The following is a 25,241-nucleotide window of genomic DNA, read 5'->3' as shown; positions in this document are numbered from 1 at the left end:
GGAGCGGGCGTGCCCGCGAACAGCCGTTACTGGGCAGCCTTGATCGCCGCCGCCAGCTTCTTCGCCGCATCGGCCGGGTCGGCCTTGGGGTCGTTGATGTAGTTGGTCACCACATCGAAGAACGCGCCCTGCACGGCCAGCGTGGTGGCCATGTTGTGCGCCATGCTCGGTTGCAGGCCGCCGGTCTTGGCATCGGCAAGGAAGTCCTTGGCGGAGGTTTGCGCGCAGGCATCAAAACCGTGCTTGCCCATGTCGGCGAGCATGTCGTTACGCACCGGGATCGACCCTTTGTTGGTGCTGAAGACCTTCTGGAAGTCCTCCCCCAGCACTTTGCGCGCGATGTCCTGCTGCCCGGCAGAGGTGCCGGCGTTGTTCTGTTTGAACACCACCAGCGAGTCGATGTTGTACAGGAAGGCCTTGTCGGTACCGGGGAACGGCACGCACTGGTAATCCTTGCCGGCGGTTTTCTTCGCCAGGGTCCATTCGCTCTTGGCCCAGTCGCCCATGATCTGCATGCCGGCCTTGCCGTTGATGACCTTGGCGGCTTCCAGGTTCCAGTCCTGGCCCTTGCCGTCCGGGTCCATGTAGGTGGCGACCTTCTTCAGCTCGGTCAGCGCCTTGACCATCTGCGGCCCGGTCAGCGTTGCGCTGTCGAGGTCGACCATGGCCTTCTTGTAGCCGTCGGCGCCCATCACTGCCAGCACCACGCTTTCGAACACGGTGCTGTCCTGCCACGGCTGGCCACCATGAGCCAGCGGGATGAAGCCGGCCGCCTTGAGCTTGTCGGCGGCGGCGTAGAATTCGTCGAGGGTGATAGGCGCCTTGTCGATGCCGGCTTTTTTGAACACCTCGGGGTTGATCCACAACCAGTTGATGCGGTGGATGTTCACCGGTACGGCAACGTAGTCACCGTCGTACTTCACGGTGTCGGCCACTTTCTTGTCGAGCAGCGAGTCCCACTTTTCGGCCTTGGCCACATCCTTGAGCACATCGGCGTCGAGCAAGCCGGTGGCCGCCCAGTCCTGGATGTCGGGGCCTTTGATCTGCGCGACACCGGGCGGGTTGCCTGCGACGGCGCGGCTTTTCAGCACGGTCATGGCCGTGGCACCACCACCACCGGCAACAGCGCCGTCCTTCCAGGTGAAGCCGTCTTTCTCGACCTGCGCCTTGAGCACATCGACCGCCGCCTTTTCACCGCCAGAGGTCCACCAGTGCACGACCTCGACACTGCCTTTGGATTCGGCAGCCGAAGCCCCCAAAGGAAGTAAAGAAGCCAGAGAGATTGCGGCAGCGAGACGGAGCGTGGAATTCATCGGAGCACCTTTCTTGTTGTTATGCCGTGCAAGTCGATCGCTTGCGTAGCATGAAGTCTAAACAGCGTGCCCGCCTCGTCAGGTAACGAAGCGATGCGTGAATGTCATCATCTGGTTACATAGCTGGAACTGGCCAGGTTGCTGGCCAGGCTGGGTGCCAGCGGCAAGCCTGGCAGCAGCAGCGCCTGGTAGGCGTGGTAGAGGTCGGGCTTGCCTGGCCAGAGGGTCCCCGCTGGCCGGTTGCGGGCATCGAGTTCGTGGTGCCAGCTGCCAGCGACAGGGTCGATGAAATGGTTGGCGATAAAGCCCCAGCAGTTGCGGTACCACTGCTCGTACTGGGCTTCGCCGGTGCGCTGCAACAAGGCTGCTGCGGCGGCGCAAGCTTCGGCGTGCACCCAGTGCAGGCGTGCATGCACCACCGGGCGATTGGCCCAGTCCAGGGTGTAGACGAAACCTGCAGCGCCATCGACGTTCCAGGCATGCTGGCAGGCGGCATCGAACAATCTGCAGGCACTGTCTGGAAGCCACTGCGGGGCGAGCAACCCGGCCCGTTGCAGGCTGGCCTCCAGGTGCAACAGTAGCCGTGCCCATTCCATGGCATGCCCGGGCGTAGTGCCATAGGGCCGGAAGTGGTCAGCGGGGTGCTCGCGGTTGTAATCCGGCAGCGGCTGCCAATGGGCGTCAAAATGTTCGATGACCCGATAACCGTTGGCGGCGGCATGGGTATGGATAATGCGCTCAGCAATGCGCAAGGCGCGTTGCAGCCAAAGGCTGTTGCCGGTGGCATCGGCCAGGGCCAGGAAGGCCTCGGTCGCGTGCATGTTGCTGTTGGCGCCACGGTACGGCTCAGGCAGTTGCCATGCGCGAGAGAAGGTCTCTCGAAGGGCACCCTTGGCTTCGCTCCAGAAGTGCGTTTCGATCACCTCGGTTGCATCGGCCAGCAACAGCTGGGCATCGGCTGCACCGGCCACCACTGCAGAGCTGGCGGCAAGGGCGACGAAGGCATGCAGGTAGGCGGCCTTGCCGCTGTCTTCCTGGCCGCCGGGGTGGGCGAACCAGCCACCGTAGCTGGCGTCCTGCATGGCCCCACGCAGGGCAGCCACACCGTGTTCGGCATAGGCCAGGCTACCGGGAATGCCCTGCAGATGGGCCAGGGCGAAGCAGTGGGTCATTCGCGCGGTGTTCATGGTTTCGGCGCAGGCGCCCGGAGCGAGCTGGCCTTTGGCATCCAGGTTGCCAAAGCCGTCAGGCAGTTTCGCAGCTTTGGCGAATGCCAGCAGGCGCTGCGCTTCGGCCAGGCGCCAGGCGGTGTGGGCCGGGGCATTGAGCCAGCTGTGAGCGGACAGGTTGAGGGAAATCATGGGCCAGCTTGATCCTTGCCAGTCGTTTGCGAATTCTAGCCAGCGGGGTCATGGCGGATGTCACGAAGGACGACGGGATTGTCACCGGGCAGTGACATTTTGGGTGCCTGTGCGGGCCTCTTCGCGGGTGAACCCGCTCCTACGACGCAAACCTGACTCGGTCGTCGCAGGAGCGGGTTCACCCGCGAAGAGGCCCGCACTGGCACCCCAAAAATTCAATCCATACCCCGCGGCAGATACAGGGTCACCCGCAGCCCGCCCTCACGCAGGTTCAGCAAGCTCACCTCGCCCCCATGGCTATGGGCGATGTTGCGCGCAATGCCCAACCCCAGCCCATAGCCCTGCTGCTGCCCGGCCAGACGGAAATGCGGCTCGAACACCTGTTCCAGCTGCTGTTGCGGCACCCCGGGCCCCTGGTCATCCACCTGCAGCACAAAGCCCTCTGCCCCGTCGATGATACGTAGCCGCGCCCGTTCGCCGTACTTGATGGCGTTGTCGATCAGGTTGCCGATGCAGCGACGCAACGCCAGCGGCTTGCCCGGGTAAGGCGCCAGCGCCTGGCCCTCGACGGTGATGCGACCATCGCCCAGGTAAGGCTCGGCCAGAATCTCCAGCACCTGGTTAAGGTCGACCGGCTCGATGTTTTCGTGGATGTCGGTGTCCTTTACACACTGCAAGGCGCCTTTGACCAGCAACTCCAGCTCGTCCAGGTCCTGGCTGAACTTGGCCTGCAGGCGCTCGTCCTCCAGCAGTTCGACGCGCAGGCGCAGGCGCGTGATCGGCGTGCGCAGGTCGTGGGAAATGGCGCTGAACAGCTGGCTGCGTTCGGTCAGGTAACGGCTGATACGCTCGCGCATGCTGTTGAATGCCCGACTCACCTCGACCACTTCGCTGCCGCCAGCTTCAGCCACTGGCGCCACATCGGCACCCAGCGACATCTCTCGGGCGGCCCGCGCCAGGCGCTTCAGTGGCCAGCTTTGCCAATGCACCAGCAAGCCGATGAACAGCAACAGCAAGGCCGTGGTCAGCACGATGAAGCCGATCTGCTGGCGCGGCAGGCGTTCGGCTTCCAGCCCCGTGTACGGTTCGGGCAACAGTGAGGCGATGTACAACCATTCGCCCTCGCCCAAGCGGATCTGCGTGACCAGTACCGGGGGTTTCAGCGGCTCCAGGGTCAGCGAATAATGGGCCCATGAGCGCGGCAGCTCGTCGAGTTTGAGGCCGCTGTTGAAGATGCGCAGGTCGTCAGGCCCGACAAACTCCACGGAAATTTCCATCTGCGAACCCAGGCGCTCGTGCAGCACCTGCTGGAATTCATCGATCACCGCCTGCTTGCGAGGGGTGACGGGCAGTGCCTGCATGTCCAGCGGCGTGGCGTTGAGCGACACGAAGAAACGCGTGCCACCCATGCTGCGCAATTGGTCGAGCACCAGCGGCCGATAGGCCACCGGCAGCGAGCGGAAGTAACTGACGCTGGCACTCATGGAATGGGCCAGGCTGCTGGCGCTGGCACGCAGCCCCTGAAGCTGGCTGGCCCGCAGCTGGGACACCCAGATGATGCTGGACAACCCCTGGGCCAGCAGGACAACCAGCAAGGTCAGCAGCAGCATGCGCCCCAGCAAGGAGCGCGGCAGCAGGCGCCAGCGCCGCTCAGGGCGCACAGCAGACATGCGCCGCCAACAAGTAGCCACTGCCACGCACGGTGCGGATCAGCCGGGGAGGTTTGTCGGTATCGCGCAGGCGCTGGCGCAGACGGCTGACCGCCATGTCGACGATACGGTCCAGCGGCATCGGTTCGCGGCCACGGGTGGCGTTGCCGATGGTGTCGCGGTCGAGGATTTGCTGCGGGTGATCGAGGAACAGTTTGAGCAGGGCAAAGTCGGCGCCAGAGAGGATCACCTCCTCTCCATCACGGTGGAACAGGCGGTGGCTGACCGTGTCCAGGCGCCAGTCGTCGAAGGCCAATACGGCACTGCCCGGCGCCGCCTGGCCGAACTCGGAGCGGCGCAACAAAGCCTTGATTCGCGCTTGCAATTCGCGGGGGCTGAACGGCTTGCCCAGATAGTCGTCAGCGCCCAGCTCCAGGCCGATGACCCGGTCGGCCTCGTCGGAGCTGGCGGTGAGCATGATGATAGGTACGCGCGCCTGGCGTGGGTGCTGGCGTACCCAGCGGCACAAGCTGAAGCCGTCTTCGTCGGGCAACATGACGTCAAGAATGACCAGGTCGCAGGGCGTGGTTTCCAGCGCGTGGCGAAAGCCCTTGCCGTCAGCCTCGGCATGTACCTGGAAGCCGGAGCGGCTCAGGTAGGTTTGCAGCAGTTCACGGATTTCCTGGTCGTCGTCGACCATCAGGATCGATTTGCCGGCAGTGCTCAAGGTGGTCCTTCCTCTTGTTGATTGCAGGTCTTTTTGCCTGCTGTCGGGTAGTGCCATTGGCGCCGCAAAGCGGCTCCATCAGTGATCCAACGCCTGCTGCAACGCTACCCCTGCCCCCTCCAACCCGGAAAATTCCGCCGTCACCAGCCACACCGGCACCCCGGTGAAATAGCCACTCATACACCCCTTGTCGGCAAAACTCGCGGCAAACCCGCTACGCAAGAACAGCTCGGCAAAACGCGGAATCACGCCGCCCACAATATAGACCCCGCCTCGCGCGCCCAGCGTCAGCACATTGTTACCCGCCACTCGCCCAAGGAAACGACAGAACTGCTCGACCACCGCCAGCGCCCGTGGCTCACCGCCCAGTGCGGCATCGGTGATATGCGCCGGAGTCTTGTGCCTGGGCGTGTCGCCGTCCAGCGCACAGATCGCCTGGTACAGCCGCACCAGGCCACCCCCACTGAGCACGGCCTCGGCGCTGACATGGCCGATCTGACTGTGGATCTGCTGGTGGATTGCCGCTTCGCGAGCATTGCCTACCGGCAAGTCAACATGCCCGCCTTCACCCGGCAGGGCCTTCCAGTGCTGTTCGCCCAGACGCAGCAGCGAGCCCACACCCAGGCCAGTACCTGGCCCGATCACCAGTGCCGGCCTCGAGGGGTCGGCCTGGCCGGGGCACACCTCGCGGAACTCGCCTTCGCGCAGACGCGTCATGCCCAGCGCCATCGCGGTGAAATCATTGATCAGCAACAGTCGCTCGACCTGCAAGGTCTTGCAAAATGCCGTGCGGCTCAGGCGCCAGTGGTTGTTGGTGAAGCGGAATTCATCGCCATCGACCGGGCCGGCCACCGCCAGGCACACCGCCGCCAAGCCACCGCGGGCGATACCTTGGCTTTCCAGGTAGGCCTCGATGGCCTGCTCGGGGTTGGTGTAGTCCGCGGTGGCGAAAACATTTACTTCATGCAGCTGGTTGTCACGCCACAACGCAAAACGGGCATTGGTGCCGCCAATATCACCAACCAGCAGGTGCTTCATTTGAGGTGCTCCAGGGCCGAGGTAAAGGCACTGGCGCCCTGCTCTGCCGGGCTGAACGCCATGCGCATGAAGCCGAACAGCTCGCGCCCACACCCCAGGTCGTTGCCCTGGGGGGCTGGCGGCAGCTCACGGCTGGCCAGTTCTTCGGCCGACACCATGATCCGCAACGTGCCTTCGACTCCGTCGACCCGCACGATATCACCATCGCGCACCCGCGCCAGCGGGCCGCCGTCGTAAGCCTCCGGGCAAACGTGGATGGCCGCGGGGATCTTGCCCGAGGCACCGGACATACGCCCGTCGGTAACCAGCGCAACCTTGTAGCCACGGTCCTGCAATACACCGAGGAACGGGGTGAGCTTGTGCAGTTCCGGCATGCCATTGCAACGCGGGCCCTGGAAGCGCACCACCGCGACAAAGTCACGCTCCAGCTCACCGGCCTTGAACGCGTCGGCCAGCGACTGCTGGTCCTGGAACACCCGCGCCGGGGCCTCGACCACCTGGTGCTCGGGGGCAACGGCAGAGACTTTCATCACGCCACGGCCCAGGTTGCCCTCCATCACCCGCAGGCCGCCTTCGGCCGAGAATGGTCGCGACACTGGGCGCAGGATACTTTCGTCCAGGCTGTGTTGCGGCCCTTCGCGCCACACCAGCTTGCCATTGTCGAGGAAGGGTTCCTGGGTGTAGCGGCGCAGGCCATGGCCGGCCACGGTGTTGACATCTTCGTGCAGCAGGCCGGCATCGAGCAGTTCACGAATCAGGAAAGCCATGCCGCCGGCAGCCTGGAAGTGGTTGATGTCGGCCTTGCCGTTGGGGTACACGTGCGACAGGGTCGGCACCACTTCGGAGAGGTCAGCCATGTCCTGCCAGGTCAGCTGGATACCGGCAGCCTGGGCAATCGCCGGGATGTGCAGGGTGTGGTTGGTCGAGCCGCCAGTAGCGTGCAGCGCGACGATGGAATTGACCAGCGCCTTCTCGTCGACGATTTCGCCCAGCGGCATGAAGCTGCCGCTGGCCTTGGTCATGCGCGTCACCTGCTGCGCAGCCTCGGCGGTGAGTGCGTCACGCAGCGGCGTGTACGGGTTGACGAACGAGGCGCCCGGCAGGTGCAGCCCCATCACTTCCATCACCAGCTGGTTGGTGTTGGCGGTGCCGTAGAAGGTGCAGGTGCCGGGGCTGTGGTAGGAATTCATCTCGGACTCCAACAGCTCTTCGCGGCTGGCCTTGCCTTCGGCATAGCGCTGGCGCACATCGGCCTTCTGCTTGTTGGAGATGCCGGAAACCATAGGCCCACCCGGGACGAAGATGGTCGGCAGGTGGCCAAAGCGCAGCGCGCCCATCATCAGCCCGGGAACGATCTTGTCGCAGATGCCCAGCATGAGTGCTGCGTCGAACATGTTGTGCGACAGCGCTACCGCCGTGGACATCGCGATCACTTCACGGCTGGCGATCGCCAGCTCCATGCCCGGCTCGCCCTGGGTCACCCCGTCGCACATGGCCGGCACGCCACCGGCGAACTGGCCGACCGAGCCGACCTCGCGCAGGGCCTGCTTGATTTGCTCGGGGAAGTGCAAGTAAGGCTGGTGGGCAGACAACATGTCGTTGTAGGCCGAGACGATGGCCACGTTGGCCGCGTTCATCAGGCGCAGAGTCTGCTTGTCTTCGCTGCCGCAACCGGCCACGCCGTGGGCGAAGTTGGCGCACTGCAGGCTGGCACGCATGGGGCCTTCACTGGCCGCACCGCGAATCAGTTGCAGGTAGCGTTCGCGGGTGGCGCGGCTGCGTTCGACCAGCCGCTGGGTGACCTCAAGGATGCGCGGATGCATGTACTGGACTCCAGGCTAATTGTAAGGGCGGTTTACCGGGCATTTCCCCTCCAAACGATTGCGGCCTAGGCTCATGGTTAGGAGCCCGCTGCATCGGTGGAGGCACGTCGCCCAACCACTCGTTGTATATTTAAACAAAATACTGCCACTAAAAAGGCTTGTTTTCTATCAGCCAGTGAATAATCTTGTAATTCCAACAACAAAACCGTTTCAGTGAAGCTCCTTTGTGCCACAGGTTTCACTCGAACTGCCAGAGGTACTGCCATGACCCTTCGCATCGCCATCAATGGATTCGGCCGAATCGGGCGCAACGTCCTGCGCGCACTGTATACCCAAGGCTACCGCCAGGACCTGCAGGTCGTCGCCATCAACGACCTGGGCGACAGCGCCATGAATGCCCACCTGCTCAAGTACGACAGTGTCCACGGCACCTTCGACGCGACCGTCGAGGCCGACCACGAAAGCCTGACGGTCAACGGGGACCGTATTGCGGTCAGTGCCATTCGCAATCCGGCCGAACTGCCCTGGAAGGCCGAGGCGATCGACGTGGTGTTCGAGTGCACCGGGCTGTTCACCGACCGCGCCAAAGCCGCTGCGCACCTGGCCGCCGGGGCGGGCAAGGTGATTGTCTCGGCTCCGGCCAAGGGTGCCGATGCCACTGTGGTGTACGGGGTCAACCACGACATCCTGCGGGCCTCGCACCAAGTCATTTCCAATGCTTCCTGCACCACCAACTGCCTGGCGCCGATCGCCCAGGTGCTGCACCGGGAGTTCGGCATCGAGCAAGGCCTGATGACCACCATTCACGCCTACACCAACGACCAGGTGCTGACTGACGTTTACCACAGCGACCCGTACCGTGCGCGTTCAGCCACCCAGTCGATGATCCCGAGCAAGACCGGTGCCGCCGAGGCCGTGGGCCTGGTGCTGCCGGAGCTGGCCGGCAAGCTGACCGGCATGGCGGTGCGGGTGCCCGTCATCAACGTGTCGTTGGTGGACCTCACCGTCAACCTCAAGCGCGAGGCCACGGCCGAGCAGGTCAACCAGCTGTTCCTCGAGGCCAGCAAGCATTCCAAGGTATTGGGCTACAACGCCCTGCCATTGGTTTCCTGCGATTTCAACCACAACCCGCTGTCGTCGATCTTCGATGCCAACCATACCCGGGCCAACGGGCGGATGCTCAAGGTGCTGGCCTGGTATGACAACGAGTGGGGGTTCAGCAACCGGATGCTGGATAACTGCCTGGCGCTGCACCGGGCTGGCTGACGCGACCCGTGTGGGGGCAACTGCCCTGCTCAATTTCTAAAAGCTGGCGCGATCCCTGTGGGAGCGGCCTTGCGTCGCGAAAGGGCCGTGCAGCGGCCCCAGGATCTCCGCATCATGCATAGATTGCTGGGGCCGCTTTGCGGCCCTATCGCGACACAAGGCCGCTCCCACAAGGGTTGCTCAGGCCTCGTGGCAAACGTGGTCGTCGACCAAGGTATAACGCACCGTGACCGATGAATGGTTGGGGCAGGCTCAAGGTTGCAGGCCGCTCCCACAAAAAAGCACACGGCATCCCGCGACTACAATCTTTACCTTTTCCTGATAATTCCACACTTGACCTGCAGCGCGGATGATAAGCATTATCATTAACCTTTCGTCGGCCAGGTCCCCCCGTGAGTCAGTCCCGGTTCAATTCCGTCTTCCTCGTTCAGCGCCTCACCCTGCTGCGTACCCTGCAGCGCATGGTCGGTAACCCCAGCACGGCCGAAGACCTGCTGCAGGAAACCTACCTGCGGGTGTCCCGCGCGCTGGGCGAGCGGCCCATCGAGCACATCGAGCCGTTTGTGTTTCAGACCGCGCGCAACCTGGCGTTGGACCACCTGCGTGCACGCCGGGTGCAGGCACGCATGCTGGTCGACGACGTGCCCGACGAAGTGCTGCACAGTGTCGCCGCGCCCGCCACCAGCAGCGAGGATGCCGCGCACGCCGAGCAGTTGCTCAAGCACCTCAGCGTCAGCCTCAATCAACTGAGCGAGCGCCAACAACGCATTTTCATCCTAAGCCGCCTGCATGGCGCCACCTATCTGGAAATCGCCGAACAACTGAGTGTTTCGCCCAGCACGGTACAAAAGGAACTGAAACTGATCATGGCAATCTGCATGGGTGTTGCCGAACGACTCAAGTAAGCTGACCGCAGGCGAACGGCAACGCAAAGCCCTTGCCACACCCCGCCTTAGTCTTGATCATTCGCAAAAAACCATTCAAGGATTCACCGTGACCGACAGCCCTGCCCCTCGCCCGTCACCTGCCAGGCCTATTGCCTGTGCTCGTGCCATGGACGAGGCGCTGGACTGGCTGGTGCGCCTGCAATGCGCAGATGCCGAGGACACCCAGGCCTTTGAAGCCTGGCTGAGCGCCGCGCCAGAAAACGCCGAGGCCTATGTCGAGGCTGAGGCACTGTGGAACGGTGCGCCGTTGCATCAGGTGGCCACGCACATGCACCAGCGGCAACGCCGCTCATTACGCGGGCGCCTGCGCAGTCACTGGAAACCCCTGGCCACCGCGGCGATGCTGCTGGTCGGGCTGTTCACCGTCGGTAACCTGCCCATGCGCCTGCAGGCCGACCACCTTACGGTGGTCGGCGAGCGCCAGCGCTTGCAACTGGAAGACGGCGCAAAAGTGCTGCTCAACACCAATTCAGCGTTTGCCAGCGAACGCCAGGACGGCCGCCAGGTCGCCCGCCTGCTACAGGGCGAGGCTTACTTCCAGGTCCCCGAGGGCGCTCAATTGCCGCTGGAGGTTGAAGCCGGGCCGTTGCGCGCACAGGTGCGCGACACCGACTTTGCCGTGCGCTACCTTGACGGCGAGGCCCAGGTACGGGTGCAACGCGGTGATGTCGACCTGCAGGGGGATCGTGACCAGCGCATCCGCTTGACTGCCGGCGACAGCATCAGCGTCGGCCCCCAGGGCTTTGGCCAGCGCCAGCGCCCCGACATGCACAAGGACCTGGCCTGGATCGACGGCCGTCTGGTGTTCGAGAACTGCCCGTTGAGCCAGGTACTGGCCGAAGTGCAGCGCTACTACCCGGGCTGGATCATCAACCGCAATGCGCAGCTGGAGAACGTTGCCGTCACCGGTAACTACCGCCTCGACCAGCCGCTGGAAACCCTGCGCGCACTGGCCCACATCACCTCGGCACAACTGCATGAGTACCCGGCGCTGGTCATCCTGAACTGACCCCTGAATTATTTTTACGCGATCGCACTCGCCCGCCCGTCTCGTTATAGCCAATGCAACTGATTCTTGTTTAAAGCAAGAACAGCCATCACCTATAACAGCCCGCGCGTCTGGGAGCGCTTCCGATGTCCACTGGTCCTACCCGCTCGTCCAACCTTCCCCGCCGTACAGGACAACTGTCCCTGTTGACCCTTGCTCTGCTCGCCAGCGGCGCCTGCAGCCTGCCGGCGCTGGCCGCCGAGCCGGCCCAGGCCAGCAGCCCGCGCATGGGCGACTACCGCTTCAGCATCGACCAGCAGCCGCTGGTGTCGGCGATCAACGCCTTCAGCCAGGTCACCGGCTGGCAGGTCGGCTTCAGCGCCGAGCTGGCCGACGGCGTGGCTTCGCCAGGCGTACAAGGTTCGCTGCCGCCAGCTGCTGCCCTCAAGCGCCTGTTGCGGGGCACCGGGCTGAGCTTTCGCAAGATCAGCAACGGCAATGTGGTACTGGAGCGCCAAACCGCAAGCAACGTGATCGCCCTGCAGCAGGTGACCGTCAGCGCCACCCGCAGCGCACAGGACGTCAGCCAGGTGCCGAGCACTGTCAGCGTGCAGACCCGTGAGCAACTGGACCGGCAGAACGTGAACAATATCCAGGATCTGGTGCGCTACGAGCCGGGGGTGTCGGTATCCGGAACCGGCCAACGCAGCGGGCTGAACGGCTACAACATCCGTGGTATCGACGGCGAGCGGATCCTCACCCAAGTCGACGGCGTGTCGATCCCCGACAGCTTCTTCTACGGCCCTTACGCCCAGACCCAGCGCAACTACGTCGACCCGGAAATCGTCAAGCGTGTGGAAATCCTCCGCGGCCCGGCCTCGGTGTTGTATGGCAGCAACGCCATCGGCGGTGCGGTGAGCTACTTCACCCTCGACCCGGACGACATCATCAAGCCCGGTAAAGACGTGGGTGCACGCCTGAAAACCGGCTACAGCTCGGCCGACGAAAGCTGGCTGACCTCCGCCACCGTCGCCGGCCGCCAGGGTGATTTCGACGGCCTGCTGCACCTGAGCCAGCGCAACGGCCACGAGACCGAAACCCACGGCAGCCACAGTGGCGACGGCCTGTCGCGCACCGAAGCCAACCCGATGGACGTGCGCACCACCAACGTGCTGGCCAAGCTGGGCTGGAACTACGCCGACGACGCGCGTCTGGGGTTCACCTACGAGCGCTACAAAGATGACCGCGACCAGAACATCCTCAGCGCGGTGGGTGGGCCGTTCATCCCCGGCTTTGGTGGCATGAACTCGTACCGCATGCGCCAAGGCAACGACACGATCACCCGTGAACGCTTCGGCCTCAATCATGAATTCGACCTCGATAGCGTGGTCGCAGATCACGTCAAATGGAGCCTCAACTACCAGATCGCGAAGACCGACCAACGTACCGATGAGCTGTATGTCGCCTCGGGACGCCAAGTGCTTCGGGACCGGCAGACTACCTACAAGGATCGCCAGTGGGTATTCGACGCCCAATTGGACAAGGCCTTCAGCATTGGCCAAACCGACCACCTGTTTACCTACGGCACCACATTCAAACAGGAGAAAGTAACGGGTTCACGTAGCGGCACCGGCACTTGCCTGAACATCGGGGGTACCTGTACAGCCATCGGACAGGACAGCGCGCGTGACGGCCAGGCCTTGGTCAGCGACTTCCCGGACCCGACCGTGAATACCTACAGCCTGTTCGCGCAGGATGAAATCCGCTGGAACAACTGGACCTTCATGCCCGGCGCGCGCTACGACTACACCCGTATGGAGCCCAAATTCACCGAGGCATTCCTGCGTGGCCTGGAGTCCAGCGGTACAGCGCCTACCTCCCAGGACGATTCGGACAAGAAGTGGCACCGCGTCTCGCCCAAGTTCGGCCTGACCTACGCCTTCAACGACAATTACACCTGGTACGGCCAATATGCAGAGGGCTTCCGCACGCCGACCGCCAAAGCCATGTATGGCCGCTTCCAGAACCTGGACCAAGGCTACCGCGTGGAGGGCAACCCGAACCTTGAGCCTGAAAAGAGCAAAAGCTACGAAACCGGCCTGCGTGGCAACTTCGACGCCGGCAACTTCGACGTGGCAGTGTTCTACAACAAGTACCGTGATTTCATCGACGAAGATGCCGTGCAAAGCGCCAACCTGGAACAGACCTTCCAGGCCAACAACATCAAGCACGCCACCATCAAGGGTGCCGAATTCAAGGGCCGCCTGAACCTCGACCACTTCGGCGCACCGCAGGGCCTCTATACCCAAACCTCGATTGCCTACACCTATGGTCGTAACGATGACACCGGTCAACCGCTGAACAGTGTCAACCCGCTCAAGGGCGTATTCGGCCTGGGCTACGAGCAGCAGAACTACGGTGGCTTGCTGAGCTGGACGCTGGTCAAGCGCAAGACCCGTGTCGACGACAGCACCTTTTATTCGCCTGACGGTTCTACCTCGAAGTTCCGCACCCCGGGCTACGGTGTGATGGACCTGACCGGCTACTACAAGGTCACCGACGACGTCACCATCAACGCCGGGCTGTACAACCTTACCGACAAGAAGTACTGGCAGTGGGATTCGGTGCGCAGCTACGACGGCCAGGGTGAGGCGGCTGTGACCCAGCCAGCCAACATCGACCGCCTGACCATGCCGGGGCGCAACTTCGGTATCAATGTGGTTTGGGATATCTGAGGCGTTACGTCTGTACCGGCCTCTTTGCGGGTAAACCCGCGAAGAGGCCGGTACTGGCAACACAAATACCGGCTTTTTTTACTGTCCCGCTCCCGCTGTTTCGTCTTGTATCTAGACGCCCTCTTTCCAAGGACTGCCCCATGACCGAACGCCCATCCCTGCGCTCCCAGCGCCTGAACCAGATCACCCACGCCCCGCACGCCGAACTGGATGCCCTGGTCAAATCCCACGCGCCTTTCGACAGCCGCGAAAGCTTCGCCCGCTTCGTCGTCGCGCAGTACCTGTTCCAGTCCGAGCTGCAGGCCCTGTACAACGACCCTCAGCTGATCGCCATCGTCCCTGATCTGGCTGAGCGCTGCCGTGCCGACCAGGCCCGCCTGGACCTTGCCGACCTCGACACCGAAGTACCGGCCGCCGTACCGGGTGCCGTGGGCAAGCTGAGCCTGGGCGAGGCAATGGGCTGGATCTTCGTCTCCGAAGGCTCCAAACTGGGCGCTGCGTTTCTGATCAAGCGTGCCGTGGCCCTGGAACTGTCCGACAGCTTCGGTGCCCGTCACCTGGGGGAGCCCGCCGGTGGCCGTGCCGAAGGCTGGAAGCAGTTCACCCGCATCCTCGATGGCCTGGCGCTCTCGCCGGAAGAGGAAGCGGCTGCCGAGCGCGGTGCAGTGGCCGCTTTCGAGCGCTTCACCGAGCTGCTCAAGCACGCCTACGCTGCGGATGCCGCGCTGGTCTGATACGCCGAAGCCGGCCACCCCTCCGGTGGCCGAACCGTTTTATGCAGTGAGAACATGACCCGACCAGCCCGCTCGAAACTCGCCCGCCTGTTGTATGGAATCCTGGCCTACGTGAGCCTCGGGGTGGGCCTGGTCGCCATTGTGATTCCTGGCTTGCCGACCACCGAGTTCATCCTGCTGGCCGCCTGGGCCGCCACGCGCAGCTCACCGCGCCTGTCGGCATGGCTGGAGAACCACCGGCTGTTCGGGCCAATTCTGCATAACTGGCGCAACGGCAAGGTGATCCAGCGCCGGGCCAAGGTCAGCGCAACCATCAGCATGCTGCTGTGCGCGGGCCTGATGCTGACCTTTCTGGAACACCACTGGCCAGTATTCCTGGCAATCGCCGGCATGACCCTGGGCAACCTGTGGATCTGGTCACGCCCGGAACACGCCTGCCCTGCCCCGTCACAAGCTCAGCAGCCCTGAATACAAGGCGTAGGCCGCCAGCGCGGCGCCCACCAGCACGGCGGCGAAAATCAGCTTTTCCCAGGCCGTGAACAACGTCTGCCCCTGCTCATGCTTGGCCCTCGCGAACAAGATGACGCCGGGGGCGTACAGCAGCGCCGAAAGCAGCAGGTACTTGAGCCCGCCGGCATACAGCAGCCACACGGCATACAGCAGGGCAACCAGCGCCACCAGCAGGTCCTTGCGCCGCAACCTCGGCTGCCCGGCATAGGTTTCTGCGCGCATCGCCAGCAGCACGGCATACGCCGCAGACCACAGGTAGGGCACCAGGATCATCGACGAGGCCAGGTAGATCAGACTGGTGTACGTACCGGCGGAGAACAGCGTAATCAGCAGGAAACCCTGAATCATGCAGTTGGTCAGCCACAGGGCGTTAGCCGGCACATGGTTGGCGTTTTCCTTGGCCAGAAAGCGCGGCATGGTCTTGTCCCGCGCCGTGGCGTAGAGGATTTCGGCACACAACAACGCCCATGAAAGCAAGGCGCCAAGCAGCGAGACCGCCAGGCCGAGGCTGATCAGCAAGGCGCCCCAAGGGCCGACAATATGCTCCAGCACCGAGGCCAGTGAGGGGTTCTGCAGCCCGGCCAGTTCCGGTTGGGTCATGATGCCCAGCGACAGCACGTTGACCAGCACCAGCAGCGCCAGCACACCCAGAAAACCGATGACCGTGGCCTTGCCCACGTCTGACCGACGCTGGGCACGCCCGGAATACACGCTGGCGCCCTCTATGCCGATGAACACGAATACGGTCACAAGCATCATATTGCGCACCTGCTCCAGCACGCTGCCGAATTGTGGGTTGCTCAAGCCCCAGATATCCCGGGTGAAGATATCGGCGCGGAAGGCAAATGCAGCGATCACCACGAAAATCAGCAAAGGCACCACTTTGGCGACGGTGGTGACCTGGTTGATGAAGGCCGCCTCCTTGATGCCGCGCAGTACCAGGAAGTGCACCGACCACAGCAGCAACGAGGCACATCCGATGGCGATGGGCGTGTTGCCTTCGCCGAACACCGGGAAGTAGAAACCCAGGGTGCTGAACAGCAGTACGAAGTAGCCGACATTGCCCAGCCAGGCGCTGATCCAGTAGCCCCAGGCCGAGGAAAAGCCCATGTACTCGCCAAAGCCGGCCTTGGCGTAGGCATATACCCCTGAGTCCAGTTCCGGCTTGCGGTTGGCCAGGGTCTGGAACACGAAAGCCAGGGCCAACATGCCGACAGCGGTGATCCCCCAGCCGATCAGCACTGCACCCACATCAGCACGCGCGGCCATGTTCTGCGGTAGCGAGAAGATCCCGCCGCCAATCATCGACCCGACCACCAGCGCGATCAGCGCGCCCAGGCGCAGCTTCTGTCCCGGTTCGCTCATGAGCCTCCCTTTCTTCCAGCCCTGTCATGCGTTTGAAACAGCCTTGCTGGCTATATAAATACCGTTACTTATACTGAAGCCGTGCGCCCAACCTATATCACTAATAACTGCTTTGTCTATGTACCTGCTCCCTCAAAACTAGCAGCAGTCCAGCAACTAGAAAAGAAACTGATAAAACTCGAAATTCTTGTGAAAAATTTGCTAAAGCGGCAAAAGCGGCTAATTTCAAGCTTCGCAGGCTGAACAGAGCGTTTGCTCTAGAAGGACATGGAGGTGCCAGCACACAAGGCCTGCAGCTCAAGCTGTCGGCACTCTCCAGGAGCACCCGTGAAGGAAATTTCCTACCTTCACGTCGCCTTAAACTGACGTAAGTCAGGTCAAGGCAACGGCGTCGGATCTATTCTGTCGTCAACTTTCTCCTGGCAGGAGTTGTTAAATGTCTGATTCATCCGGAAAACTAAAGCTCGGCGCATTAGTTGCACTTGTCGTCGGTTCGATGATTGGCGGCGGGATCTTCTCGCTGCCGCAAAACATGGCCGCCAGCGCAGGGGTTGGGGCCGTGCTGATCGGTTGGGGGATCACCGCGGTCGGCATGCTGACCCTGGCTTTCGTGTTCCAGACCCTGGCCAACCGCAAGCCTGACCTGGATGGCGGGGTGTATGCCTATGCCAAGGCCGGCTTCGGCGACTACATGGGCTTTTCCTCGGCCTGGGGCTACTGGATCAGTGCCTGGCTGGGCAACGTCGGCTACTTCGTACTGCTGTTCAGCACCCTGGGTTACTTCTTCCCGATCTTCGGTGAAGGCAACACCCCAGCCGCCATCATTGGCGCATCGATCCTGTTGTGGGCGGTGCACTTTCTGGTACTGCGCGGCATCAAGGAGGCAGCCTTCATCAACCTGGTCACCACTGTGGCCAAAGTGGTGCCGCTGGTGCTGTTCGCCCTGATCTGCCTGTTCGCCTTCAGGCTCGACATCTTCACCGCCGATATCTGGGCCGTAGGCACGCCAGAGCTTGGCAGCGTCATGAACCAAGTGCGCAACATGATGCTGGTTACCGTGTGGGTATTCATCGGCATCGAGGGCGCGAGCATCTTCTCGGCGCGGGCGGAAAAACGCACCGACGTGGGCAAGGCAACGGTGATCGGCTTCGTGACCGTGCTGCTGTTCCTGGTGTTGGTCAACGTGCTGTCGCTGGGCATCATGACTCAACCGGAACTGGCCAAGCTGCAGAACCCATCGATGGCTGCCGTGCTGGAGCATGTGGTCGGCCACTGGGGGGCGGTGCTGATCAGCGTCGGCCTGGTCATCTCGCTGCTCGGGGCGCTGCTGTCGTGGGTGCTGTTGTGCGCCGAGATCATGTTCGCCGCAGCCAAGGACCACACCATGCCGGAGTTCCTGCGCCGCGAGAACGCCAAACAGGTACCGGCCAACGCCCTGTGGCTGACCAACGCCATGGTGCAGATCTTTCTGGTCATCACGCTGTTCTCAAGCAGCACCTACCTGTCTCTGATCTACCTCGCCACCTCGATGATCCTGGTGCCCTACCTGTGGTCGGCCGCCTATGCGTTCTTGCTGGCACTGCGCAGCGAAACCTACGAACAGGCCCTGGCCGAACGCAAGAAGGACCTGATCATCGGTGGCATCGCCCTGTTGTACGCCATCTGGCTGCTGTACGCCGGCGGCGTGAAATACCTGCTGCTCTCTGCCCTGCTCTACGCACCTGGCGCCATCCTGTTCGCCAAGGCCAAGCGTGAGGTGGGCAAACCGGTCTTCACCAACGTGGAAAAACTGATCTTCGCAGCCGTGGTCATTGGCGCCCTGGTGGCAGCCTTTGGCCTGTATGACGGCTTCCTGACCCTTTGACCCACGTCTTCGCTCAATTGGAGGAATGAAACCATGTCCGCTGAAAAACAGAAGTACGGTGTCCACTCCGAAGCCGGCAAACTGCGCAAAGTGATGGTTTGCGCACCGGGCCTGGCGCACAAGCGCCTGACGCCGAGCAACTGTGACGAACTGCTGTTCGACGATGTGATCTGGGTCGACCAGGCCAAGCGTGACCATTTCGACTTCGTCACCAAGATGCGCGAGCGTGGTGTGGATGTGCTGGAGATGCACAACCTGCTGACCGATATCGTGCAGAACAAAGAGGCGCTCAAGTGGATCCTCGACCGCAAGATCACCCCTGATACCGTCGGCGTAGGCCTGACCAACGAAGTGCGCAGCTGGCTCGAAGGCCTGGAGCCACGCCACCTGGCCGAATTCCTGATCGGCGGCGTGGCAGGCCAGGACCTGCCGCAGAGCGAAGGCGCCGAAGTCGTGAAGATGTACAACGACTACCTGGGCCACTCCAGCTTCATCCTGCCACCCCTGCCCAACACCCAATTCACCCGCGACACCACCTGCTGGATCTACGGCGGCGTGACGCTGAACCCGATGTACTGGCCGGCGCGTCGCCAGGAAACCCTGTTGACCACCGCCATCTACAAGTTCCACAAGGCGTTCACCGAGGCCGACTTCCAGGTGTGGTATGGCGACCCGGACAAGGACCATGGCAATGCCACCCTCGAAGGCGGTGATGTGATGCCGATCGGCAATGGCATCGTGCTCATCGGCATGGGTGAGCGCACCTCGCGCCAGGCCATCGGCCAGCTCGCGCAAAACCTGTTCGCCAAGGGCGCCGTCAAGGAAGTGATCGTCGCCGGCCTGCCAAAGTCCCGCGCCGCCATGCACCTGGACACTGTCTTCAGCTTCTGCGACCGCGACCTGGTCACGGTCTTCCCGGAAGTGGTGAAAGAGATTGTGCCATTCATCATCCGCCCGGACGAAAGCAAGCCTTACGGAATGGATGTACGCCGCATCAACAAGTCGTTCATCGAAGTGGTGGGCGAGCAACTGGGTGTCAAGCTGCGCGTGGTCGAGACCGGCGGCAACAGCTTCGCCGCCGAGCGCGAACAGTGGGATGACGGTAACAACGTGGTGGCCATCGAGCCGGGCGTGGTCATTGGCTACGACCGCAACACCTACACCAACACCCTGCTGCGCAAGGCCGGCATCGAGGTCATCACCATCAGCGCCGGCGAACTGGGCCGGGGCCGTGGCGGCGGCCACTGCATGACCTGCCCTATCGTGCGCGACCCGATCGACTACTAACGACCATTACGCCCGGCCGCACCCATGAAGTGGCGGCCGGGACATCACCGAACTCAAGGAGAAACTGTCATGGCGTTCAACATTCACAACCGCAACTTGCTCAGCCTGGAACACCACACCACCCGCGAGTTGCGCTACCTGCTGGACCTGTCCCGCGACCTCAAGCGCGCCAAGTACACCGGCACCGAGCAGCAGCACCTGAAGGGCAACAACATCGCCCTGATCTTCGAAAAAACCTCCACCCGTACCCGTTGTGCCTTCGAAGTCGCAGCCTATGACCAAGGCGCCAACGTCACCTACATCGACCCCAACTCCTCGCAGATCGGCCACAAGGAAAGCATGAAGGACACCGCCCGAGTGCTCGGGCGCATGTATGACGCCATCGAGTACCGTGGCTTCAAGCAGGAAATCGTCGAAGAGCTGGCCAAGTTCGCCGGCGTACCGGTGTTCAACGGCCTGACCGACGAATATCACCCCACCCAGATGATCGCAGACGTGCTGACCATGCGTGAGCACAGCGACAAGCCGCTGCACGACATCAGCTACGCCTACCTGGGCGATGCCCGCAACAACATGGGCAACTCGCTGCTGCTGATCGGCGCCAAGCTTGGCATGGATGTGCGCATCGCCGCGCCCAAGGCACTGTGGCCGCACGACGACCTGGTCGAGCGCTGCAAGCAGTACGCTGAAGAAAGCGGCGCACGCATTACCCTCACCGAAGACCCGAAAGCCGCGGTCAAGGGTGTCGACTTTGTGCATACCGACGTGTGGGTATCGATGGGCGAGCCGATCGAAGCCTGGGGTGAGCGCATCAAGCAGCTCAAGCCTTATCAGGTGAATGCCGAACTGATGAAGTCCACCGGCAACCCGCGGACCAAGTTCATGCACTGCCTGCCGGCATTCCACAACTCCGACACCAAGGTAGGCAAGCAGATCGCCGAACAATACCCGGACCTGGCCAACGGCATCGAAGTGACCGATGACGTGTTCGAATCGCCAGCGTGCATCGCCTTCGAGCAGGCGGAAAACCGCATGCACACGATCAAGGCGATCCTGGTATCGACCCTGGCTGATCTGTAAGGGCTGTCTCGATAGCGCGGCCACCCCGCCCTTGTGTGTGTGTAGGAGCGGGTTCACCCGCGAAGGCGTCAGCCCAGGTAACGCTGTTGGTGCTACCGACGCATTCGCGGGTAAACCCGCTCCTACAACTGGGAGCGGTACGGTCCGAGAGCAGCGTCCCCTCTTTCACCAAAGGACATTACCATGCGTATCGTTGTTGCATTGGGCGGCAACGCCCTGCTTCGTCGCGGCGAGCCCATGACCGCTGACAACCAGCGCGCCAATATCCGCACCGCCACCGAACAGATCGCCAAGATTCACCCTGGCAACGAGCTGGTCATCGCCCACGGCAACGGCCCGCAAGTGGGTCTGCTGTCGCTTCAGGCCCTGTCGTACAAGCCAGACGAGGCCTACCCGCTGGACGTGCTGGGTGCCGAGACCGAGGGCATGATCGGTTACATGATCGAACAGGAACTGGGCAACCTGCTGGACTTTGAAGTGCCGTTCGCCACCCTCCTGACCCAGGTGGAAGTGGACGCCAACGACCCTGCCTTCAAGGACCCGACCAAGTTCATCGGCCCGGTCTACAGCAAGGAAGAGGCCGAGCGCCTGGCCAAGGAAAAGGGCTGGGTGGTCAAGGCCGACGGCGACAAGTACCGCCGCGTGGTAGCCAGCCCGAAACCCAAGCGCATCTTCGAAATTCGCCCGATCAAGTGGCTGCTGGAAAAAAGCAGCATCGTGATTTGCGCAGGCGGTGGCGGCATCCCCACCATGTACGATGAAAACGGCAAGCTCAAAGGCATCGAGGCGGTGATCGACAAAGACCTGTGCTCGGCGCTGCTGGCCGAGCAATTGGAAGCCGACCTTCTGATTATCGCCACCGACGTCGATGCAGCCTACATTGACTGGGGCAAGCCGACGCAGAAGGCCATCGCCCAGGCCCACCCGGACGCGTTGGAAACGCTGGGGTTTGCCGCCGGCTCCATGGGGCCGAAGGTGCAGGCTGCCTGCGACTTTGCCCGCAACACCGGCAAGGTGGCGGTGATCAGTTCGTTGGAGAACATCGAAGGCATCGTCAAAGGCAAAGCCGGCACTCGGGTTTCCACCGAGAAGCCGGGGATCAGCTACCGTTGAATGCAGTCGGCGGGCTTACGCGGCCCGCCATTTTCGACCTTCCAAAGGAGATAGCCATGGCCCAGTATCAGCCTGGTCATGTACACATCGAGCGCTCTGCGCTGAACAACGCCGACCACAGCTATGACCTGAACATCGAGTACGAAGCTGTGTCGGACCCCAAGGAAGGCAGAGGCATTCAGTTCCACATGCATGGCAGCATCGAAGGCAAAACGGTGGAAGAAAAGTTCTTCCTGGCCAAGGACCAGGCCTTGCCCAGCTTCCTCATGCTGCTGACCCGCAAGGCGCAGTCGTATCTGGCGCCGCCGAAAAAATTCGAGACCCTGAGTTCGCCGCACAAGCTCTATGACCATATGTTTGCGGACATCCGCGAAAAGCTCGACGTGAAATCGGGCGACCCGATCAAACCTGAACATCTGGAGTGACCCTTTTCGCGAGCAAGCCCGCCCCTACAGCAGCAACCCTGCGGGAGCGGGCACGCCCGCGAATGCGCCACCGCCGACCTTGGGCCTGAACCCCGTCTCAGGGCATACTGGCGGCCTCCGTTGCCAACTGTTCGAACCCCATGCGCATCCACGTCAGCTTCATCGACCGCGTCGGCATCACCCAGGAAGTCCTCGCCCTGCTCGGTGCCCGCAACCTCAACCTGGACGCCGTGGAGATGGTCCCGCCGAACGTCTACATCGACGCCCCCACCCTCAGCCCCGCCGTACTTGAAGAACTGCACGACGCGCTGTTCGAAGTACACGGCGTGCAATCGGTGGACGTGGTCGACATCCTCCCCGGCCAGCGCCGCCACCTGCAGCTCGATGCCCTGCTGGCCGCCATGAGCGACCCGGTGCTGGCGGTGGACAGCGCAGGCCTGGTGCTGTTGGCCAACCCGGCGCTGATCGAACTGTGCGGCCGCGAATCTGCCGGGCGCTCGGTGGGTGAGCTGTTTGGCGATCCCGCGCTGCTGCAAGCGCTGCTGGACAACAACTTCCACCTGCCCATGCGCGAAATGCAGCTGAACGGCCATAGCCTGCTGCTGGACGCCATGCCGATTACCAACGCCGGTGGCCTGCTGACGCTGTACCCCCCCTCGCGCATGGGCGAACGCCTGTCGGCCTTGCACCACGACCACGCCGAAGGCTTCGATGCCTTGCTTGGCGAGTCGCCGGCCATCCGCACCCTCAAGGCCCGCGCCTTACGCGTGGCTGCGCTCGATGCGCCGCTGCTGGTGCATGGCGAGACCGGCACCGGCAAAGAACTGGTCGCCCGCGCCTGCCATGCCGTCAGCAGCCGCCATGCGGCCCCGTTCCTGGCGCTGAACTGCGCCGCGCTGCCCGAGAGCCTGGCCGAAAGCGAGCTGTTCGGCTACGCGCCCGGGGCCTTTACCGGCGCGCAACGAGGTGGCAAGCCTGGGCTGATGGAACTGGCCAACCAGGGCACCGTGTTTCTCGATGAAATTGGTGAAATGTCGCCCTACCTGCAGGCCAAGCTGCTGCGTTTTCTCAGCGATGGCAGCTTCCGCCGGGTGGGTGGCGACCGTGAAGTGAAGGTGGATGTGCGCATCATCAGCGCCACCCACCGCGATCTGGAGCGCATGGTCGCCGAAGGCAGCTTTCGCGAAGACCTGTTCTACCGCCTGAACGTGCTTAACCTGGAGGTACCGCCGCTTCGCGACCGTGGCCAGGACATCCTGATGCTGGCGCACTTCTTCATGCAGCAGGCGTGCACACAGATCCAGCGCCCAGCCTGTCGGCTGACCCCCTCCACCCATTCGGCACTGCTAGCCAACCCTTGGCCGGGCAATGTGCGCCAATTGCAGAACGTGATCTTCCGCGCTGCGGCTATCTGCGAGGGCAACCTGGTGGATATCGGCGACCTGGACATCGCCGGCACCTCGGTGGCACGCGGGCAAGATGGCGAAGTGGCCAGCCTGGAACAGGCTGTAGGTGATTTCGAGCGTGAACTGTTACAGCGCTTGTATGCCAGCTACCCGTCAACACGGCAACTGGCCGGGCGCTTGCAAACTTCGCACACGGCTATCGCGCAGAGGCTGCGTAAATATGGAATACCCGGGAAACCATGACGGCTGTGGTCAAAACCCATAATTGAATCGGACTTTTCCTAGCCGCTCAGCCACATGTGACTGGAGTGCTCCCCGTAGAATGGCGACATTGCAATTTTGCTTGTCACCCTGAACGAAGAGTCCCCTGATGTTCGAACTCGATTTTTACGGGACACTGGTAGCCGCCTCGTTGGTACTGCTACTGGGACGCGGCCTGGTTGCACGCATTGGTTTCCTGCGCGCATACAATATCCCGGAGCCTGTTGCAGGCGGCCTGGTCGTTGCCCTGTTACTCCTGGCATTGCGCAGTTTCGATGTACACGTCCAATTCGATACCTCGTTGCAAACACCGTTGATGCTGGCATTCTTCGCTACCATCGGCTTGAGTGCAGACTTCGCAAGCCTGAAGAAGGGGGGACGCGTGGTCGCCGTATTCCTTTTGGTGGTGACGGGTTTGCTAATGGTTCAGAACGCCATGGGCATCGGCCTGGCAACCGCACTGGGGCTCGACCCGCTGATGGGCCTGCTGGCCGGTTCGATCAGCTTGTCGGGTGGCCACGGTACAGGCGCTGCCTGGGGCGCGACCTTCACTGAGCGGTTCGGCCTGGCTTCGGCTTCGGAACTGGCAATGGCCTCTGCCACTTTCGGCCTGGTGTTGGGCGGTTTGATCGGTGGGCCAGTCGCCCGGTTGCTGATCAAACGGGTCGAAACACCTGGCGTGCAAGAAGAAGCACCGCAATTACCCAAGGGCTTCGAACAACCCGACAAAGAGCGCCTGATCACATCGTTTTCATTTATAGAAACCTTGGCACTTATTGCGGTCAGCTTACTGACGGGCACATTACTTAATGGCTTGTTGAAAGGCACAGCATTCGAACTACCGACCTTCGTTTGCGTACTCTTCGTCGGTGTAGTGTTGCGCAATGGGCTTCGGGCTTTAGGCGTTTACAAAGTATTCGAACGGGAAGTGTCGGTACTGGGCAATGTGAGTTTGTCCCTGTTCCTGGCCATTGCCTTGATGTCGCTCAAGTTGTGGGACCTGGCAGCCCTGGCGTTACCCTTCTTTACCTTGTTGGCCGCGCAGACACTGGTCATGGCGCTGTTCGCAATCTTCGTGACGTTCAAGGTAATGGGGCGCAACTACGATGCAGCAGTCCTGGCTGCTGGCCACTGTGGCTTCGGCCTGGGTGCAACACCGACAGCCATCGCCAACATGCAGGCGGTGACACAACGCTTTGGTGCCTCGCACCTTGCCTTCCTGGTGGTGCCGATGGTGGGGGCGTTCTTCATCGACATCATCAATGTCATCGTGATCAAGCTGTACCTGGCATTGCCCTGGTTTGTTGCGGGTTAAGCGATCTCACGCTCCCCTTGAATGACATCGTTCT

Annotated in this window: 20 protein-coding genes; 13 read left to right on the top strand and 7 right to left on the bottom strand. The window is 62.3% G+C overall.

Annotated features, from left to right (window positions below; all coding sequences use genetic code 11):
• Positions 1 to 26: 26 nt before the first annotated feature.
• The 6 genes from KW568_RS05520 to edd form a co-directional block, all read right to left on the bottom strand.
• Positions 27 to 1,313 (bottom strand): ABC transporter substrate-binding protein, encoded by a 1,287-nt coding sequence (locus tag KW568_RS05520; RefSeq protein ID WP_259537848.1) that lies wholly within the window; start codon positions 1,311 to 1,313, stop codon positions 27 to 29.
• A gap of 107 nt (positions 1,314 to 1,420) precedes the next feature.
• Entirely contained in the window at positions 1,421 to 2,674 is a 1,254-nt protein-coding gene (locus tag KW568_RS05515; protein ID WP_004575643.1) for an AGE family epimerase/isomerase, read from the bottom strand.
• A gap of 215 nt (positions 2,675 to 2,889) precedes the next feature.
• Entirely contained in the window at positions 2,890 to 4,344 is a 1,455-nt protein-coding gene (locus KW568_RS05510) for an ATP-binding protein (RefSeq protein WP_004575644.1), read from the bottom strand.
• Entirely contained in the window at positions 4,325 to 5,050 is a 726-nt protein-coding gene (gltR, locus tag KW568_RS05505; protein ID WP_003255055.1) for a two-component system response regulator GltR, read from the bottom strand. Before gltR ends, KW568_RS05510 begins: the two co-directional genes overlap by 20 nt.
• A gap of 78 nt (positions 5,051 to 5,128) precedes the next feature.
• On the bottom strand, positions 5,129 to 6,088 hold the full coding sequence (locus KW568_RS05500) for a glucokinase (protein ID WP_004575645.1): 960 nt from the start codon (positions 6,086 to 6,088) through the stop codon (positions 5,129 to 5,131).
• Positions 6,085 to 7,911, bottom strand: a complete 1,827-nt coding sequence (gene edd, locus KW568_RS05495) for a phosphogluconate dehydratase (protein WP_003255057.1) — start codon at positions 7,909 to 7,911, stop codon at positions 6,085 to 6,087. Before edd ends, KW568_RS05500 begins: the two co-directional genes overlap by 4 nt.
• Before the next feature lie 264 nt (positions 7,912 to 8,175).
• Here edd and gap point away from each other — a divergent pair, with 264 nt between their 5' ends.
• From gap to KW568_RS05465, 6 genes are all read left to right on the top strand, one after another.
• Positions 8,176 to 9,177 (top strand): type I glyceraldehyde-3-phosphate dehydrogenase, encoded by a 1,002-nt coding sequence (gene gap / locus KW568_RS05490; RefSeq protein ID WP_003255058.1) that lies wholly within the window; start codon positions 8,176 to 8,178, stop codon positions 9,175 to 9,177.
• 392 nt (positions 9,178 to 9,569) lie between these two features.
• Positions 9,570 to 10,082 (top strand): RNA polymerase sigma factor, encoded by a 513-nt coding sequence (locus tag KW568_RS05485; RefSeq protein ID WP_003255059.1) that lies wholly within the window; start codon positions 9,570 to 9,572, stop codon positions 10,080 to 10,082.
• A gap of 88 nt (positions 10,083 to 10,170) precedes the next feature.
• A complete protein-coding gene (locus tag KW568_RS05480) occupies positions 10,171 to 11,133 on the top strand; it encodes a FecR domain-containing protein (protein WP_033726473.1) in 963 nt (320 codons plus the stop codon).
• Positions 11,134 to 11,258: 125 nt separating this feature from the next.
• On the top strand, positions 11,259 to 13,847 hold the full coding sequence (locus KW568_RS05475; RefSeq protein ID WP_033726474.1) for a TonB-dependent receptor: 2,589 nt from the start codon (positions 11,259 to 11,261) through the stop codon (positions 13,845 to 13,847).
• 140 nt (positions 13,848 to 13,987) lie between these two features.
• Positions 13,988 to 14,581 (top strand): biliverdin-producing heme oxygenase, encoded by a 594-nt coding sequence (locus KW568_RS05470; RefSeq protein WP_003255063.1) that lies wholly within the window; start codon positions 13,988 to 13,990, stop codon positions 14,579 to 14,581.
• A gap of 54 nt (positions 14,582 to 14,635) precedes the next feature.
• Positions 14,636 to 15,049 (top strand): YbaN family protein, encoded by a 414-nt coding sequence (locus tag KW568_RS05465; RefSeq protein WP_003255065.1) that lies wholly within the window; start codon positions 14,636 to 14,638, stop codon positions 15,047 to 15,049.
• Here KW568_RS05465 and arcD (KW568_RS05460) read toward each other — a convergent pair.
• Positions 15,029 to 16,456, bottom strand: coding sequence for an arginine-ornithine antiporter (arcD, locus tag KW568_RS05460; RefSeq protein WP_003255067.1), 1,428 nt, complete (start codon positions 16,454 to 16,456; stop codon positions 15,029 to 15,031). The two genes, KW568_RS05465 and arcD (KW568_RS05460), sit on opposite strands and share 21 nt — an antisense overlap.
• 436 nt (positions 16,457 to 16,892) lie before the next feature.
• Between arcD (KW568_RS05460) and arcD (KW568_RS05455) the strand changes: the two genes are divergently transcribed.
• From arcD (KW568_RS05455) to gltS, 7 genes are all read left to right on the top strand, one after another.
• Entirely contained in the window at positions 16,893 to 18,320 is a 1,428-nt protein-coding gene (gene arcD / locus KW568_RS05455; RefSeq protein WP_003255071.1) for an arginine-ornithine antiporter, read from the top strand.
• A gap of 33 nt (positions 18,321 to 18,353) precedes the next feature.
• On the top strand, positions 18,354 to 19,607 hold the full coding sequence (gene arcA / locus KW568_RS05450) for an arginine deiminase (RefSeq protein ID WP_003255072.1): 1,254 nt from the start codon (positions 18,354 to 18,356) through the stop codon (positions 19,605 to 19,607).
• Between the two features lie 69 nt (positions 19,608 to 19,676).
• Complete coding sequence (locus KW568_RS05445) at positions 19,677 to 20,687, top strand: ornithine carbamoyltransferase (protein ID WP_003255074.1); 1,011 nt, start codon at positions 19,677 to 19,679, stop codon at positions 20,685 to 20,687.
• A gap of 183 nt (positions 20,688 to 20,870) precedes the next feature.
• Complete coding sequence (gene arcC / locus KW568_RS05440; protein WP_004575648.1) at positions 20,871 to 21,800, top strand: carbamate kinase; 930 nt, start codon at positions 20,871 to 20,873, stop codon at positions 21,798 to 21,800.
• Between the two features lie 56 nt (positions 21,801 to 21,856).
• Positions 21,857 to 22,225: a DUF5064 family protein gene (locus tag KW568_RS05435; protein ID WP_003255077.1), complete on the top strand. Its 369-nt coding sequence runs from the start codon at positions 21,857 to 21,859 to the stop codon at positions 22,223 to 22,225.
• A gap of 140 nt (positions 22,226 to 22,365) precedes the next feature.
• Complete coding sequence (locus KW568_RS05430; RefSeq protein ID WP_003255078.1) at positions 22,366 to 23,874, top strand: sigma-54-dependent transcriptional regulator; 1,509 nt, start codon at positions 22,366 to 22,368, stop codon at positions 23,872 to 23,874.
• Between the two features lie 127 nt (positions 23,875 to 24,001).
• Entirely contained in the window at positions 24,002 to 25,207 is a 1,206-nt protein-coding gene (gene gltS / locus KW568_RS05425) for a sodium/glutamate symporter (RefSeq protein WP_003255079.1), read from the top strand.
• The last annotated feature ends 34 nt before the right edge of the window (positions 25,208 to 25,241 follow it).

Source organism: Pseudomonas sp. HD6515, assembly GCF_024971855.1.
Classification (GTDB): domain Bacteria; phylum Pseudomonadota; class Gammaproteobacteria; order Pseudomonadales; family Pseudomonadaceae; genus Aquipseudomonas; species Aquipseudomonas alloputida.
This window is presented reverse-complemented; position numbering and strand designations above follow the sequence as displayed.

Excerpts from the sequence above, each read along its gene's own strand:
- KW568_RS05520 (WP_259537848.1), bottom strand. The coding sequence starts at position 1,313 with ATGAATTCCACGCTCCGTCTCGCTGCCGCAATCTCTCTGGCTTCTTTA.
- KW568_RS05515 (WP_004575643.1), bottom strand. The coding sequence starts at position 2,674 with ATGATTTCCCTCAACCTGTCCGCTCACAGCTGGCTCAATGCCCCGGCC.
- KW568_RS05510 (WP_004575644.1), bottom strand. The coding sequence starts at position 4,344 with ATGTCTGCTGTGCGCCCTGAGCGGCGCTGGCGCCTGCTGCCGCGCTCC.
- KW568_RS05500 (WP_004575645.1), bottom strand. The coding sequence starts at position 6,088 with ATGAAGCACCTGCTGGTTGGTGATATTGGCGGCACCAATGCCCGTTTT.
- edd (WP_003255057.1), bottom strand. The coding sequence starts at position 7,911 with ATGCATCCGCGCATCCTTGAGGTCACCCAGCGGCTGGTCGAACGCAGC.
- gap (WP_003255058.1), top strand. The coding sequence starts at position 8,176 with ATGACCCTTCGCATCGCCATCAATGGATTCGGCCGAATCGGGCGCAAC.
- KW568_RS05475 (WP_033726474.1), top strand. The coding sequence starts at position 11,259 with ATGTCCACTGGTCCTACCCGCTCGTCCAACCTTCCCCGCCGTACAGGA.
- KW568_RS05470 (WP_003255063.1), top strand. The coding sequence starts at position 13,988 with ATGACCGAACGCCCATCCCTGCGCTCCCAGCGCCTGAACCAGATCACC.
- KW568_RS05465 (WP_003255065.1), top strand. The coding sequence starts at position 14,636 with ATGACCCGACCAGCCCGCTCGAAACTCGCCCGCCTGTTGTATGGAATC.
- arcD (WP_003255067.1), bottom strand. The coding sequence starts at position 16,456 with ATGAGCGAACCGGGACAGAAGCTGCGCCTGGGCGCGCTGATCGCGCTG.
- arcD (WP_003255071.1), top strand. The coding sequence starts at position 16,893 with ATGTCTGATTCATCCGGAAAACTAAAGCTCGGCGCATTAGTTGCACTT.
- arcA (WP_003255072.1), top strand. The coding sequence starts at position 18,354 with ATGTCCGCTGAAAAACAGAAGTACGGTGTCCACTCCGAAGCCGGCAAA.
- KW568_RS05445 (WP_003255074.1), top strand. The coding sequence starts at position 19,677 with ATGGCGTTCAACATTCACAACCGCAACTTGCTCAGCCTGGAACACCAC.
- arcC (WP_004575648.1), top strand. The coding sequence starts at position 20,871 with ATGCGTATCGTTGTTGCATTGGGCGGCAACGCCCTGCTTCGTCGCGGC.
- KW568_RS05435 (WP_003255077.1), top strand. The coding sequence starts at position 21,857 with ATGGCCCAGTATCAGCCTGGTCATGTACACATCGAGCGCTCTGCGCTG.
- KW568_RS05430 (WP_003255078.1), top strand. The coding sequence starts at position 22,366 with ATGCGCATCCACGTCAGCTTCATCGACCGCGTCGGCATCACCCAGGAA.
- gltS (WP_003255079.1), top strand. The coding sequence starts at position 24,002 with ATGTTCGAACTCGATTTTTACGGGACACTGGTAGCCGCCTCGTTGGTA.